A 14,480-nucleotide genomic window follows, 5' to 3' on the forward strand; every position below is an offset into this window, starting at 1 on the left:
GGTTCTGCGAGAAGGTGGCCGATCGCGGCCAAGTTCAAGATAATCAGCGAGCCGTGGTGGCTCTCGCTGTACAAACGAGTTCCGCTGCCCGAAGCGCGGTGCGGGGTGTTTCGCGGATTTCGCGTGTTTCGCCCTTCACGGGAGCGGCCATGAGCGATATGAGCGACCCCGGCCACGGGCAGGCCGCAGACCCGCCGCACGACCGTCACTCAAGGAGCGCACACATGGATCGTCGGCTGTTCCTCACCGGAGGTGCCGCTGTGACCGTCGCGAGCCTCGCGGGGCCCTTCGCCGGGGCCGCCCGCGCGAGCGTGACGGGAGAGCCGCGCCGGGCGCGAGCCTATGGCCGGCTAAGGCCCATGCTCGACGAGGCAGACGGCGCGGTGCGGCTGCACCTGCCCCCGGGGTTTAAATACCGGTCGTTCAGCGCGACGGGTGAGAATTTCCGGAACGGCACCCGCGTGCCCGCCCGCCACGACGGCATGGCCGCCTTCCGCGGGCCGCGGGGCAGCGTCTATCTCATCCGCAACCACGAGGTCAACGACGCGGCGGGCGCGTTCGGCGACCCCGCCACGGCTTACGACCCCGCGGCGGGCGGCGGCACCTCGACGGTGCGCGTCTCACTCCGCGGCCAGGTGCTCGACAGTGCGCCGAGCCTCAACGGCACGCTCAACAACTGCTCCGGCGGGGCCATGCCGTGGGGGTCGTGGATCTCATGTGAGGAGACCGTCAACGGGCCCGACGTCGGCAACGACTACAGCGGCGGCGACAACAGCAGGCTTCAGCGCAAACACGGCTACATCTTTGAGGTGCCGCTGAACCGCCGGGCCACCGCGCGCCCCATCCGCTCCGCCGGGCGCTTCTCCCACGAGTCGGTCGCCTTCGATCCGGCGGGCACCGGCAAGCTCTACCTCACCGAGGACAACTTCGTCGCCCCTTCGGGCTTCTACCGCTACATCCCGCCGCGTGATCCGCGGCGCGGCGGCCACCTGGCCGACGGCGGCAGGCTGCAAATGCTCGCGGTGGCCGGCGAGCCGCGTAAGGACCTGTCGGCCGGCCAGCCCCGGGGGGCGGCCTACACCGTGGAATGGGTCGACATCGACGCACCCGACCCCGACTTCGCGGCGGGCCTCGACAACGACAGCGCCGCGCGCGCCGTCGGCGACCAGGGCCGGGCCAAGGGCGCCGCTCTGTTCTCCCGCCTCGAAGGCGCGGTCTACCACCACGGGGTCATCTACTTCACCTCCACCCAGGGCGGGGCGACCGCCCCCGGCGACACCCCTCCCGGGGGGTTCGGCAAGGGGCGCGGGCAGGTCTGGGCCTATGAGACATGGAGCCGGAAACTCCGCCTCGTCTACGAGTCGCCCGGATCGCGCTTCCTGGACCTTCCCGACAACATCACCACCAGCCCCCGGGGCACCCTCGTGATCTGCGAGGACGGCGGCGGTGAAAACTACATGCGGGGCCTCACCAAACAGGGCGAGATCTTCGACTTCGCCATGCTGGTCCGCCCGGACGGCGACTCAGGCGCCGAATTCGCCGGCTCCACCTTCGCCCCAGGCGGTCAGACGCTGTTCGTCAACATACAGTCCACACAAGGACGCACCTTCGCCATCTGGGGCCCCTGGCAACGCGGCGGATTCTGACCGGCCTGTCGGCCTGTCGGCCTGTCGGCCTGTCGGCCTGTCGGCCTGTCGGCCTGTCGGCCTGTCGGCCTGTCGGCCTAGGCGATGTCTGACAAATGATCACGGTAAATGCGGTTAGATGATCGTTTGTGGTGCGACGAGGCGAACTGACCGCCAAGGCCTGGCAGCGGATCGAGCCCCTGCTGCCCGTGACGGACGGCAGGGGACGTCCCTGGCGGGATCATCGCGAGGTCGTCAACGGGATCCTATGGCGGCTGCGGACCGGATCGCCCTGGCGGGACATCCCCGAACGCTACGGCCCCTGGCAGACCTGCTACGAACGGTTCAAACGCTGGGACGAGGACGGCACCTGGGCCAGGATCCTGGAGGACCTGCAGGTCAAGGACGACTCCATCGGCACCGTCGAGCTGACCGTCAGTATCGACTCGACCACCGCCCGCGCCCACCAGCACGCCGCCGGAGCCCGAAAAAGGGGGACGACGGCAGGACGATCGATGCGAAGAGTCCCAAAGACGGCAAGCCCTCGGACGCTCCCGCGGCGGACTCACCACCAAGCTCCATCTGATCACCGAAGCCCTTGGCCTGCCGCTGACGCTCCACCTGACCGGTGGCAACGTCGTGGACTGCACCGCCTTCGAAGCGGTCCTGGCCGCCTTCCGGCTGCGCCGCCCCACAGGCCGTCCCCGTACCCGGCCGGTGCGCCTGCTGGGCGACAAGGGCTACTCCTCCAAGAAGATCCGCCTCTACCTGCGACGGCGCGGCATCCGGGCGGTCATCCCCGAACGCAGGGACCAGATCGCCAACCGCAGGCGCAAAGGCAGCCGGGGCGGCCGTCCTCCCGCCTTCGACGCGACCGCCTACAAGGAGCGCAACCTCGTGGAGCGATGTTTCGCCAAACTCAAGCAGTGGCGAGCCGTGGCCACCCGCTTCGACAAGCTCGCCAGCCGCTACCTCACAGGCGTCACCCTGGCATCCATCGTGCTCTGGCTCCGCCACTTTGAATTGTCAGACAGGCCTTAAGGCATGAGGGCTCTGAGTTGGGTGGTGAGTGGGGGTGCGTTCAGGCGGTTGTCGATTTCGTGGTGGGGTACGGCGGGGGCCTCGTGGGCTTTGACGGCGGTGAGGAAGTCGGTGAACGTCGCGAGCTTCTGGCCGTCTCTGTCCAGGCCTCGCTTGGTGAGGCGGTGGTGGAGGGTGGTGGCGTCCGAGCGGATCCAGACCAGGTGCACCTGGGGGCCGCCCAGGGCTTCGACCCATGTGTGCCACAGGTTGGCGTCGTGGGTCTGGGAGGTGAAAGGTCCGCTTAGCATCACGGGGCAGCCGTGGGACCGGATCTCTCTGGCCGTGGCCGTCATTCCCGCGTATTCGTGCCTTTTCACGTGCACGTCGTACCACGGGCCTTCACGTTCGCCGAACTCTCGGCCGCCGGCCTCCAGGGTCGCCTGGACGAACCCCGCGTACATCGTGTCCTTGTCGAGCAGGGCGGGCACGGGGTCCAGCATGTCGAGCAGGATCGAACACACCGTGGACTTCCCGGCTCCCGGGGCCCCGGCCACCACCCACGCCGCCGCAGTCACGTGTTCTCCTTCCACCCGGAGACGGTTCGAGCAGGGTCACCGTACCCGCCGGTCCACCGCTTCGGGCCCGGCCGCCTCTACGCTGATCTCATGATCGTGGGCATCGGGGTGGACCTGGTGGACGTGGCCCGCTTCGCCGCGAGCCTGGAGCGCACGCCTGCCCTGGCGGGCAGGCTCTTCACCCAAGGGGAGCGTTCACCTGCCGTGGCCTCGCTCGCGGCGCGGTTCGCCGCGAAGGAGGCGGTCGCCAAAGCGCTGGGTGCTCCGCCGGGCCTGGCCCATCGGGAGGCCGAGGTGGTCACGGGGGCGCATGGGCGGCCGGAGTTGCGGGTCACGGGGCGGGCCGCGGAGGTCGCCGCGGAATTGGGGGTGCGGCGATGGCATGTTTCCCTCAGCCACGACGCAGGTCTGGCAATCGCTTATGTGGTGGCCGAGGGCGCGCATATGACAGAGGGTTTTGACGAACCGGTGTGAGAAATGATGAAATCCCATTCAGCGTCGCAGTGCACCCGGCCAGGAGACCGCCGTGGGCATGGAGGCGCCGAACCCTGGGATGACATTGACATCACCCACGGAGCCGGGCGATCGCCTGACCGCTTTCGGCAATCAGCTTATCGAGGTTCACATAGGCCTGCGCCGTCGTCTGCGCCGGTTGCGCGAAGAGGCCGACTCCTATCTCGACGGCCGGGGAAACCGGCCGCGCGACCTTCGGAAACAGCTCCAGGAACACTGCCTGGCCTTCTGCTCCGCGCTTGACCGGCATCACACAGGCGAGGACGGCGGGGTGTTCCCCGCTTTGGCCGCGAGGTTCCCCGAGTTGCGGGACACGCTCGATCGGCTCAGTCACGACCACCAGATGGTGGCGGGCATTCTGGTCCGCTTGGAGAGCCTGGTCGGCGGGATCAGCGACGACCCTGGCCCGGACGAGGCGCGCAGGGTGCGCGGCGAGATGGACGGCCTGTCCGCCATCATGGACTCGCATTTCGGCTATGAGGAGCGGACGCTGGCCCGGGTGCTCAACTCATTGAGCGAGTCCGGCCACGACCCCCCGTTCTCCGGGGCCGGCGTCGAGGCCGTGTTCCGCCTGCCCGGTTGACAGACAACCCCGGGTTGCCGGTAAATAGGAACTCGTGTCGCGTGACTCCGGCCACTGTGAGCAGAAAGACGACGGGGCCGGCCGGTGATCGGGCGACACCCTGATACGAGGGGCAACGCCATGTGTTCATATACACCGCGTTAATCACGCTGCCTTCATACACGCTGCCGCGCATCTGATTCAGGCGGCCTCAGCGATTTTCCCGCGCGCCCGTCCGAGGCGCGCCGCCAATATGAGCGCTTTCATGCGCATTTTCCTTGACCGCGGGCGAACACACCGCCGCGGTCCGCCGTCACATGCCTTAGTGACGGTTCAATTAAGCATTGGAGAGCCTTTTTTCTATGTCCACATCGTTCAACCAGGCCATCATCGAGGAGTTCCGGGCCAACGGCGGCAAGGTGGGCGGCCCCTTCGAGGGCGGTGACCTGCTCCTGCTGACCACGACGGGCGCGAAGTCCGGCCGCGAGCACACCGCCCCCCTCGGCTACGTCCGCGACGGCGATCTGCTGCTGATCGTCGGCTCGGCGGGCGGCGCCGACCGGCATCCCGCCTGGTATCACAACCTGCTCGCCCACCCCCTGGTGCAGGTCGAGATCGGCACCGACGCGTTCGAGGCGATCGCGGTGCCCGCGGTGGGCGCCCGCCGCGACGAGTTGTTCGAGCGTGTGGTGCGGGTGGTCCCGGGCTACGCCGACTACCAGACGCAGACCGACCGGGTGATTCCCGTCGTGATGCTGGAACGCTCGGACGAGGGGGAGCCGCCGGCGATCACCAACCTCGCCGACAAGTTGCTCCAGGTTCACACATGGTTGCGCGGCCAACTCGATCACGTGCATGAGGAGGCCGCGGCCTACGTCGCGGCCAGGGCGGCCCACCAGGGCGGCGCCGCGCCTCCGCGGCCCGGTCTCGGGCTGCGGCTCCGGCAACACTGCCTGGCCTTCTGCCAGTTCCTGGAGGTCCACCACACCGGCGAGGACTCCCACATGTTCCCCTGGCTCGAAGGCCGGCATCCGCACCTGGCCGACACCTTCCGGCGGCTCGGCGAGGAGCACCGCACCGTCTCGCGGCTGCAAAAGGAGATCGTGGCGCTGCTCGCGGACATCGACGCGGTGGCCCCTGAGCGCTTCATGGCGGAGCTGCGGTCGTTGACGGCGGAGTTGCACGCGCACCTCGATTTCGAGGAGAAGAACCTCATTCCCGTCCTGGCCGAGATCAGACTGCCGTTCGGTTAGGTGCCGGGCGCCCGCGCGGTGTCGCCGGGGGCCGCCGCACGGGTGCCGGGGTAACGTCTCGATCATGCGGACCGCATTTGCAGTCGATCAGATCCGGGCGGCAGAGCACGCGCTCATGTCCCGCCTGCCCGAGGGCACGCTGATGACCAGAGCCGCCACCGGCCTCGCCGTGCTCTGCGGCCACGAGCTCGCCAGGGCCGCGGGGCGGGTGTACGGCTCCCGCCTCGTCGTGCTGGCCGGTGGCGGCGACAACGGGGGAGACGCGTTGTTCGCCGGGGCCAGGCTGGCCGCCCGGGGCGCCCGGGTCGTGGCCGTGCTCGCCTCGGCGCGGGTGCACGCCGCCGGCCTGGCCGCGCTCAAGGCGGCGGGCGGGCGTGTCCTGCCGGACGTGCTCGCCGGGGACGAGACGTGGATCGCCCCTGTGCGGGACGCGGTCGCCGCCGCCGACCTGGTCCTCGACGGCCTGGTGGGGATCGGGGGGACAGGGGCGCTGCGCGAGCCGTACTCCGCGCTGGTCTCGCTGGTGAACACCGAGGCCGGTGGGCAGGTCGTGGCGGTCGACGTGCCGAGCGGGGTCGACGCGAGCACGGGGCAGGTGGAGGGCGTGGCGCTGCGTGCCGGCCTCACCGTCACCTTCGGGGCGGAGAAGAGCGGGCTGCTCGTCGACCCGGGGGCGGAATACGCGGGGCGCGTGGAACTCGTCGACATCGGGCTTGTGCCCTACCTCGACGATCCGGATGTGGTCGCCTTCGGCCGGGCGGATGTGGCGGCGCTGCTGCCCCTGCCGGACCGGGAGTCCGACAAATACCGCCGGGGTGTGGTCGGGGTGATGGCGGGCAGCCATCGCTATACCGGGGCGGCGGTTCTGGCGGTGGGGGGCGCGCTGCGGGCGGGTGCGGGGCTGGTGAAGTTCGCGGGACAGCGGGAGCCGGTGGATCAGGTGCGTGTGCACTGGCCGGAGGCGCTGATCACCGAGCTGGGTGGCGGGGTGTCTGTGCATGATGTGGGCAGAGTGAACAGCTGGGTGATCGGTCCGGGGATGGGCGTCGGTGACGACTCCTTGGAGATCGCCCGCGAGGTGCTGGCGGCCGATGTGCCCGCCCTGGTGGACGCCGACGGGCTGACCCTGGCGGCGCGGGAGCCGTCGCTGCTGCGGCGCGAGGCGCCGACGGTGATCACTCCGCATGTGGGGGAGATGGCCCGGCTGCTGGGGGTGCCCCGGGAGCACATCGAGGCCGCCCGCCTTGAGCACGCGCGGCTCGCGGCCGAGCGGTTCGGGGTGACGGTGCTGCTCAAGGGCTCCACCACCGTTGTGGCGGAGGAAGGGCGGCCGACCCTGGTCAACACCACGGGCACGCCGTTCCTGGCCACAGGCGGCACGGGGGACGTGCTGGCGGGGCTCGGGGGCACGCTGCTGGCCGCCGGCTTGTCGTGTTATGACGCGGCGTCGTGTGCGGCCTATCTCCACGGGCTGGCGGGGCGGGTCGCGTCGGCCGGGGCTCCGCTGGTCGCGGGTGATCTTCTGACGTCGCTGCCCGAGGTTTTCGCGTCGATCGGCTGAGCTGCCGTATATGCCTGAGGTTTTCGCGGCGATCGGCTGAGCTGCCGTATATGCCTGAGGTTTCGCGGCGATCGGCTGAGCTTCCATATGCCCGGGGGTTTCGCGGCGATCGGCTGAGCTGCTGTATGCCCGGGTTTCGGGTGAGGGGCGCATGCGCTTCCCGGGGGCTGAAATGGGGGCGAGAAGTTTGCTGATCAAAGGGGGGCATGGGTGTGAACTGTGGGGGAACGCGGGACTCCGGTGGGATGTGGGGTGATTCACGATCGCGGGCGCTGAGCTGCGGAGACGGCCGGGATCACCCGGCGCCGGAGCCGGGGGGACGGTGGTGTACCCCTGCTGAGCTGCGACACTAGAGGGATGAGCTCATTGATCGAGACCGAGGCCGGCCTTCCGGCACGGGCCGTTGTCGATCTCGCGGCCATCCGGCACAACGTCGGGCTGCTGCGAGCTCACGCACCGGGGGCCGAGACCTTGGTGGCGGTCAAAGCGGATGGATACGGCCACGGCCTCGTCGCCAGCGCCCAGGCCGCATTGGAGGCGGGCGCGGCCCGCATCGGCACCGCGGTGCTCCAGGAGGCCTTCGCCCTGCGGGAGGCGGGCGTCACGGCGCCGATCCTGACCTGGCTCATCCCACCGGACGCGCCCCTGCGCCAGGCGATCGAGCTCGACGTCGAGCTCTCGGCCGCGGCGCCCTGGCTGCTCGACGCCGTCGCCGCGGCCGCCGGGGAGGCGGGCCGCGCGGCCCGGGTGCACCTGAAGGTCGACACGGGCATGTCCCGCGGCGGGGCCGGCCTGGCCGAGTGGCCGGATCTTGTCGACCGGGCTCTCGCCGTACAGGCCGAGGGGGCGGTGGAGATCGTCGGGCTCTGGTCGCACCTAGCATGTGCCGATATTCCCGGTCATCCGATGATCGAGGCGCAGTTGGCGGCCTTCAACGAGGCGCTGCACATCGCGGAGAAGAAGGGGGCCGCCGGATCCCATGTGATCCGGCATATTGCCAATTCGGCGGCGACGCTTACGCTGCCTGAGGCGCGTTACGACATGGTCCGGGTGGGCATCGCCGCCTATGGCCTGACGCCGATCCCGGAGCAGGACTTCGGCCTTGTGCCCGCCATGACGCTCATGGCACAGGTGGCGCTGACCAAGCGGGTGCCCGAGGGCAGCGGCGTGTCCTACGGCCATGTGCACGTGACCGACCGTGAGACGACGCTCGGGCTGGTGCCGCTGGGCTACGCTGACGGGGTCCTGCGGCACGCCGGGGGCAGGGCCGAGGTGCTGGCCGCCGGGCGTCGCCGTACCATCGCCGGCCGGGTCTGCATGGACCAGTTCGTGATCGATGTGGGGGACGACGCCCTGGTGGCAGGGGACGAGGTCGTGCTTTTCGGGCCGGGGCACGGCGGCGAGCCGACCGCTCAGGAATGGGCGGATATCCTCGGCACGATCTCACATGAGATCGTGACCAGGATCGGATTTCGTGTCCCGCGCGTTTACCGATAGGGGACCTCCCGCGAAGGGCAGGGGGCGGACGCGGCGCGGGACGCGCAGGAAGGACCGGGCACATGGCTCCACGACGCCGTAAGGTCGGCATCGCAGGGGCGGTCGTCGGGGCCGCCTCCGCCGGTGTCGCGGGTCTGGCCCTGGCCAAACGTTATGCGGTCGGGCGCATCCGGCTGCAGCCCGACCCCGAGATGGACGAGCCTTTCGGCGAGCTCGGCGACGGCGGCACACCCGTGGTCACATCCGACGGCGTGACGCTCAACGTCGAGGTCGACGGGCCGGAGGACGCCCCGATAACGGTGGTCTTCTGCCATGGTTACACGCTCAATCTCAACTCCTGGCATTACCAGTGGCGGGAGATGCGCGAGACGCACCGTGTGGTGCTGTGGGATCAACGTTGCCATGGGCGCTCGCAGCGCTTCTGGACCAAGGACTCCTCGATCGACCGGCTCGGCGACGATCTCTTCGACGTGCTTGAGGCCGTCGCGCCGGGACCCTGCGTGCTGGTCGGCCACTCCATGGGCGGCATGACGATCATGGCTCTGGCCGAGCGCCACCCCGAGCTCTTCGGCGACCGCATCAAGGGCGTGGCGCTGATCTCCACCTCGGCCGGCCGGCTCGCCGAGATCTCCCTCGGCCTGCCCGCGCTGCTCGCCAAGGCCGTGCATTCGGTCGTGCCCTCGGCGGTGTCGCTGCTCGGCAGCAAGGGCGAGCTGGTCGACCGGGGCCGCGAGGCGGGCAACGATGTGGCTTTTTTGGCTTTGCGCTACCTCGGGTTCGGCGACCCCGCCGCGGTCAGCCCGACCGTGGTCGACTTCGTCGAGGCCATGATCCGGTCGACGCCCACCAACGTGATCGCGGACTTCTATCCGGCGCTCATGTCGCACGACAAGTTGTCCGCGCTCGACGTGCTCTGCGAGATCCCCTCGTCGATCATCGTGGGGGAGAAGGACTGGCTGACCCCGCCCGAGCACAGCAGGGCCATCGCCGACGTGCTGCCCCGCAGCAGGCTGATTGAGGTCGCGGGCAGTTCCCACCTCGTCTATCTTGAGCACCCGGGCGTCGTCAACGAGGCCCTGTGGGAGCTGATCAAGAGCGTCACACCTGACGCCGGCACCGGTCTGGAGGGCGAGGCATGAGCGAGGTCGTCGCGACCGACGTGGCCATGCGCGAGTTCGGCGCGCGTGTCGCCGGGTTGCTGGCCCCGGGCGATCTTGTGGTGCTGTCCGGGCCGCTCGGCGCGGGCAAGACCACCCTTGTGCAGGGGCTCGCCGAGGGGCTCAAGGTGCGCGGGCCGATCACCTCCCCGACGTTCGTGATCTCCCGGGTGCATCCGTCGCTCTGCGGCGGTCCCGCGCTGGTGCACGTCGACGCCTATCGGCTGGGCGGCGACCTCGAGGTCGACGACCTCGACCTCGATGCCTCCCTGGAGGAGTCGGTGACCGTGGTCGAGTGGGGGGAGGGCCTGGTCGAGGGGCTCGCCGAGGACCGCCTGGAGATCCGCATCGACCGGCACGACGCCGACGAGGAGCGGGTCGTGCGCCTGACGGGGGTCGGCGAGCGCTGGGCCGACCTGCGGCTGCCCTAGAGCCCCGGCGCCGCCGGGGTTTCCGCGTGTTTCCGGTTGACGTTCCCGTGCGCTGAAACACTCGCATTCGCCGGTGGACGATGGCACGCTTGATCCATGTGCACCTGATGGGGATCACCGGGTTAAAGATCGCCCTGTTTAGGGTCTGCCCGGATTTTTCTGGGTATCAGGTGGAGTGCGGCGCAAGCATCGCGTGATGCTGGAGTTGCCAGTCGATCGGTCGGGTCGGGTCGGACGGCGAAGTGGAGTACGGCGGTGCCTAGGGTCGGGCAGGTCATGGCGATCGGGGCTGTTGTCCTGATCGGAGCGGTTGGATGCACGGGAGGGGAAGAGCCGGCTTTAGTAGCAGACAGCGCCACCGCGACCCCCACGGCCTCAACGGCCGAAGTGGTGGGGCGCGAGGACGTCGCGATCAGACTTAACCCCGAACGTGTCACCGAGGGCGAACGCACCAGCGTGTGGGTGCTCGCCAACTGCCCGGTCCCCGAGGGCGGGCCGGACCACAGTGGCACGGCCACCTCGGAGGCGTTCATCCGCGCCGTCACCCTCGAACCCGTTCCCGCCGCGACCCCCAGTCCGCGGTCGACCTCGGCCACCCCGGCGCCGCCCGCGCGCGGCCCGTGGGTCCGCGGCGAGGCGAGAGTCACCCCCACGGTCGACCGGGGCACCTACGAGGTCTCGATCAAGTGTGAGGGCACCAACGACACGGGTACGGCGAGGCTGCGCGTCGTCCGGCGCCCCGAGGTCGTGCCGGACCGGGCCCCGCGCGCCGGCGGCGGTGGCACGGCTGCGGGCAACATGACGGAGGAATCGGGCATCTCACCCGGCACGATCGCGCTGGTCGGCGCGGCTGTGCTGGGCGGCGGGGCAGGCCTTGTGGCTTGGCGGCGTCGCCGTACGTAATGCGCTACCTGCACTTCTCCCTTCCCCTGGCACGGGCCCTCCGCGTGCGGGACCGCGATGAGCGGCGCGTTTCGAGCGGAACCGGCGGTCGGCCGGGTGCCGGGGTGACGAGGGTTCGGTAATGGCGGATTCCTCTGGGCGGCGGCGGTTCGTCATCGCCGCCGTCATCACCGGCGCCGTGCTCTTCGCAGTCGGCCGCACCTCGACCGACTCCGAGGACGACGTCGTGCCCGAACAGGTCGACATCCCCTCGATCGAGGTCGACGCGCCGCTGATGGAGCTCGGCATGACGAAGGGCGGGGATGTCGAGCTTCCGCCGTACGAGGAACCCAAGATGGCCGGGTGGTTCAAGCACAGCGCCGTGCCCGGCGACGAGGGCGCCTCGGTGATCATCGGGCATGTGGACACCAAGACCGAGCCTGCCGTCTTCTTCAAGCTCAAGCAGCTTAAAAAGGGACAGATCGTGCGGGTGAAGCGCAGCGACGGGAAGACCGCTGAATATCGGGTCGAGTCCCTTGAACAGATCGACAAGAACAAGTTCCCCACCAAACGCGTGTACCTCGGGGAGGGGCTCCGGCTGATCACCTGTGGTGGGCCGTTCGATTGGAAGAGCCGGGAATACCGCGACAACGTCATCGTCTACGCCTCGCTCGTGCGTCCCGTCCGCGCTTCTGCCGGCTAGCGGTGGACCGGGCTCGCGGCGAACGGACTACCCTTGATGTTCGTGCTGGTCCTGGCCTTTGACACCGCGACCCCCGCCGTCACCGCCGCCGTCGCGGGCAGTGACCGGGTGCTCGCCGAATCCACAGTCGTCGACGCCCGCCGCCACGGTGAGCTGCTGGTTCCGACGATCGAGACCGTGCTCGGCGAGGCGGGCGTGACGCTCGGTGATATCACGGCGATCGTCTGCGGCACCGGTCCCGGCCCCTACACGGGCCTGCGCGTCGGTCTCATGACCGCTCAGGCGTTGTCCACCGCCCTCGGCGTGCCCGCGCACGGCATCTGCACCCTCGACGCGGTCGCATACGGCAGCGGGCTGCCCGGCCCCTTCCTCGTCGCCACCGACGCCCGCCGCAAAGAGGTGTTCTGGGCACATTACGACGACGCGCGCACCCGCGCCCACGGCCCGGCGGTCGACCTGCCGAAAGACCTGCCCGGCGAGCTGCCCGTGGCCGGGGCCGGCGCCGCGCTCTACCGCGACGTGATCGGTGCCGGGCGTGTCGTCGACACCGCACCCCACTATCCCTTCGCCGGCACGCTGGCCTCGCTGGCCGTCGAGCGGCTCACGACCCCCGGCGTGACCCTCGACCCGCCGCTGCCGATCTATCTGCGCCGCCCCGACGCGGTCGTCCCCGGGGCGCCGAAGAAGGTGACGGTGTGACCGAGATCACGATCCGCCGCATGACCGGCGCCGACCTGGCACCGGTCATGGCGATCGAGCGGGCGACCTTCCCCGCCGACGCCTGGACCGAGTCCATGATGCGCGGCGAGCTCGCCGACCAGCCCCGCACCCGGCACTACGTCGTGGCCCTGCTCGACGGCGCCGTCGTCGCCTACGGCGGCCTCGCGGCCGCAGGAGACCAGGCCGACGTGCAGACCATCGCGGTGCTCGCCGAGCACCGGCGGCTCGGCATAGGCCGCAAGATCATGGATGAGCTGCTCGCCGAGGCCGTGCGTCGCGGCGCGGAGTCGGTGTTCCTTGAGGTCAGGGCCGACAATGAGAGCGCTCAGGCGATGTACGACGACTTCGGGTTCGAGCGGATCGGCACCCGGGTGAGCTACTACGACGACGGCACCGACGCGATCGTGATGACGAGGAAGACCGATGGCTGACGCACCCCTGGTCCTGGGCATCGAGACCTCCTGCGACGAGACCGGCGTCGGGATCGTCCGAGGGCACACCCTGCTGGCCAACACCATCGCCTCAAGCGTGGAAGAGCACGCCAGGTTCGGCGGCGTCGTGCCCGAGGTGGCCTCCCGGGCCCACCTGGAGGCCATGGCGCCCACCGTCGAGCGGGCACTCGACCAGGCCGGGCTGCGCCTCACCGACATCGACGCCATCGCCGTCACCGCCGGCCCAGGCCTCGCCGGAGCCCTCCTCGTCGGCGTCGCCGCCGCCAAGGCCTACTCCCTCGGCCTCGGCATCCCGCTCTACGGCGTCAACCACCTCGCCGCCCACGTCGCCGTCGACCAGCTTGAGCACGGGGCGCTGCCCAAGCCCTGCATCGCCATGCTCGTGTCCGGCGGCCACTCCTCGCTGCTGCTTGTGCCCGACGTCGCCAAAGAGGTCATCCCGCTCGGCTCGACCATCGACGACGCGGCGGGTGAGGCCTTCGACAAGGTGGCCCGCCTTCTCGGGCTTCCCTTCCCGGGCGGCCCCTACATCGACCGCGCGGCCACGTCCGGGTCGGCCACCGCCATCCACTTCCCCCGGGGGAAGTACAACGACGGGACCTATGACTTCTCCTTCTCCGGGCTCAAGACGGCGGTCGCTCGGTGGGTCGAGGCGCGGCTGGCAGCGGGGGAGAGCATTCCCGTCTCCGATGTCGCGGCGTCTTTTCAGGAGGCCGTTGTCGACGTTCTCACGCGTAAGGCCATCGCGGCCTGCCGCACCCATGGTGTCCGGGATCTGCTGATCGGTGGTGGGGTGGCGGCCAACTCGCGTCTGCGGGCTTTGGCGCAGGAGCGTTGTGACGCCGCCGGCATTCGTCTGCGGGTGCCGCGTCCTGGCTTGTGCACCGACAACGGTGCGATGGTGGCCACTCTTGGCTCCGATCTGGTCGCCGCGGGGGTCGCGCCGTCGCTGATGGATATTCCGGCGGACTCCTCGATGCCGGTCACGACCGTGCACGTGTGAGGCTTTCCCTGCTTCGGGGCCGAGGGCTCAGGCCCAAGGCTGCGCCTCCATCGGCGAGGTGCCGGCCGGGCAGTATCCGACTGGATTCGTGCGGCGATCGCCGAAGGGTTGCGTTCGACCGGGGTGGGCGTGCAAGTTCCTCGCGCAGCGTCGCGTCCAACGCTCGTGCCCGACTGGCCGGATCACCAGGGTCCAGCGCGTCGGGCCACGGGCCGCCGACGGACTTCTGGCGGGGTTGTTCGCGGGGTTCTGCGCACGCGGTGATCTCAAGGCGCTCGGGTTGACGCTGCCCGCCTACCTCGCCGACCTTGGGACGGACGATGACCTGGTGCGGCTCACCACGGCCTTGCACATGGTGCACGCCGGCCGATGGTCGCCGGAGGGCGAGCAACGCGTTCTGGGGGCGGCCATCGGCACGCTGAGCGGCGCCGCCACGGGCGCCTGAGGCGGCCCCGCGGGTGGTTTAGGGCTCCACGCCGTTCTGGTCGCCACAGTCGATTTGAGGCGGCCCTGCCGGCGGCGG

16 protein-coding genes are annotated in these 14,480 nt (G+C 69.9%); 15 read left to right on the forward strand and 1 reads right to left on the reverse strand.

Annotated features, from left to right (window positions below):
- Positions 1-224 precede the first annotated feature (224 nt).
- Positions 225-1,646, forward strand: a complete 1,422-nt coding sequence (locus Ssi02_RS05160; protein ID WP_204021580.1) for a PhoX family protein — start codon at positions 225-227, stop codon at positions 1,644-1,646.
- A 131-nt stretch (positions 1,647-1,777) separates the two neighbouring features.
- Positions 1,778-2,666 (forward strand): IS5 family transposase gene (locus Ssi02_RS05165; RefSeq protein WP_373870083.1). Its coding sequence is split into 2 segments (ribosomal slippage): positions 1,778-2,121 and positions 2,120-2,666, totalling 891 coding nucleotides; the frame shifts between segments, so codons are not numbered across the junction.
- Here Ssi02_RS05165 and Ssi02_RS05170 read toward each other — a convergent pair.
- On the reverse strand, positions 2,663-3,223 hold the full coding sequence (locus tag Ssi02_RS05170) for a P-loop nucleotide/nucleoside kinase family protein (protein WP_204021582.1): 561 nt from the start codon (positions 3,221-3,223) through the stop codon (positions 2,663-2,665). The genes Ssi02_RS05165 and Ssi02_RS05170 overlap by 4 nt on opposite strands.
- A gap of 90 nt (positions 3,224-3,313) precedes the next feature.
- Here Ssi02_RS05170 and Ssi02_RS05175 point away from each other — a divergent pair, with 90 nt between their 5' ends.
- The 13 genes from Ssi02_RS05175 to Ssi02_RS05235 all read left to right on the forward strand — a co-directional run bounded on the left by Ssi02_RS05175 (position 3,314) and on the right by Ssi02_RS05235 (position 14,402).
- Positions 3,314-3,697, forward strand: a complete 384-nt coding sequence (locus Ssi02_RS05175) for a holo-ACP synthase (protein WP_204021584.1) — start codon at positions 3,314-3,316, stop codon at positions 3,695-3,697.
- An 85-nt stretch (positions 3,698-3,782) separates the two neighbouring features.
- The gene (locus tag Ssi02_RS05180) at positions 3,783-4,319 is read left to right on the forward strand and encodes a hemerythrin domain-containing protein (protein WP_204021587.1); all 537 of its coding nucleotides are present in this window, start codon (positions 3,783-3,785) and stop codon (positions 4,317-4,319) included.
- 341 nt (positions 4,320-4,660) lie between these two features.
- Positions 4,661-5,551, forward strand: coding sequence for a nitroreductase/quinone reductase family protein (locus Ssi02_RS05185; protein ID WP_204021589.1), 891 nt, complete (start codon positions 4,661-4,663; stop codon positions 5,549-5,551).
- Between the two features lie 64 nt (positions 5,552-5,615).
- Complete coding sequence (locus Ssi02_RS05190; RefSeq protein WP_204021592.1) at positions 5,616-7,112, forward strand: NAD(P)H-hydrate dehydratase; 1,497 nt, start codon at positions 5,616-5,618, stop codon at positions 7,110-7,112.
- 366 nt (positions 7,113-7,478) lie between these two features.
- On the forward strand, positions 7,479-8,609 hold the full coding sequence (alr, locus tag Ssi02_RS05195) for an alanine racemase (protein WP_239128608.1): 1,131 nt from the start codon (positions 7,479-7,481) through the stop codon (positions 8,607-8,609).
- A 62-nt stretch (positions 8,610-8,671) separates the two neighbouring features.
- Positions 8,672-9,748 carry an alpha/beta fold hydrolase gene (locus Ssi02_RS05200; protein WP_204021597.1) on the forward strand — a complete coding sequence of 359 codons (1,077 nt, stop codon included), beginning with the start codon at positions 8,672-8,674 and terminating at the stop codon, positions 9,746-9,748.
- Positions 9,745-10,197 (forward strand): tRNA (adenosine(37)-N6)-threonylcarbamoyltransferase complex ATPase subunit type 1 TsaE, encoded by a 453-nt coding sequence (gene tsaE / locus Ssi02_RS05205; RefSeq protein WP_204021599.1) that lies wholly within the window; start codon positions 9,745-9,747, stop codon positions 10,195-10,197. The genes Ssi02_RS05200 and tsaE overlap by 4 nt, the downstream gene beginning before the upstream one ends.
- Before the next feature lie 255 nt (positions 10,198-10,452).
- The gene (locus tag Ssi02_RS05210; RefSeq protein WP_204021601.1) at positions 10,453-11,100 is read left to right on the forward strand and encodes an LPXTG cell wall anchor domain-containing protein; all 648 of its coding nucleotides are present in this window, start codon (positions 10,453-10,455) and stop codon (positions 11,098-11,100) included.
- Positions 11,101-11,221: 121 nt separating this feature from the next.
- A complete protein-coding gene (locus Ssi02_RS05215; RefSeq protein ID WP_204021603.1) occupies positions 11,222-11,782 on the forward strand; it encodes a class F sortase in 561 nt (186 codons plus the stop codon).
- 42 nt (positions 11,783-11,824) lie between these two features.
- Positions 11,825-12,481: a tRNA (adenosine(37)-N6)-threonylcarbamoyltransferase complex dimerization subunit type 1 TsaB gene (gene tsaB / locus Ssi02_RS05220; protein WP_204022004.1), complete on the forward strand. Its 657-nt coding sequence runs from the start codon at positions 11,825-11,827 to the stop codon at positions 12,479-12,481.
- Entirely contained in the window at positions 12,478-12,933 is a 456-nt protein-coding gene (rimI, locus tag Ssi02_RS05225; RefSeq protein ID WP_445009403.1) for a ribosomal protein S18-alanine N-acetyltransferase, read from the forward strand. The genes tsaB and rimI overlap by 4 nt, the downstream gene beginning before the upstream one ends.
- Positions 12,926-13,957: a tRNA (adenosine(37)-N6)-threonylcarbamoyltransferase complex transferase subunit TsaD gene (gene tsaD / locus Ssi02_RS05230; protein ID WP_204021606.1), complete on the forward strand. Its 1,032-nt coding sequence runs from the start codon at positions 12,926-12,928 to the stop codon at positions 13,955-13,957. Before rimI ends, tsaD begins: the two co-directional genes overlap by 8 nt.
- 235 nt (positions 13,958-14,192) lie before the next feature.
- Positions 14,193-14,402, forward strand: a complete 210-nt coding sequence (locus tag Ssi02_RS05235) for a hypothetical protein (RefSeq protein WP_204021608.1) — start codon at positions 14,193-14,195, stop codon at positions 14,400-14,402.
- The last annotated feature ends 78 nt before the right edge of the window (positions 14,403-14,480 follow it).

It is taken from the genome of Sinosporangium siamense (assembly GCF_016863435.1).
Lineage (GTDB): Bacteria > Actinomycetota > Actinomycetes > Streptosporangiales > Streptosporangiaceae > Sinosporangium > Sinosporangium siamense.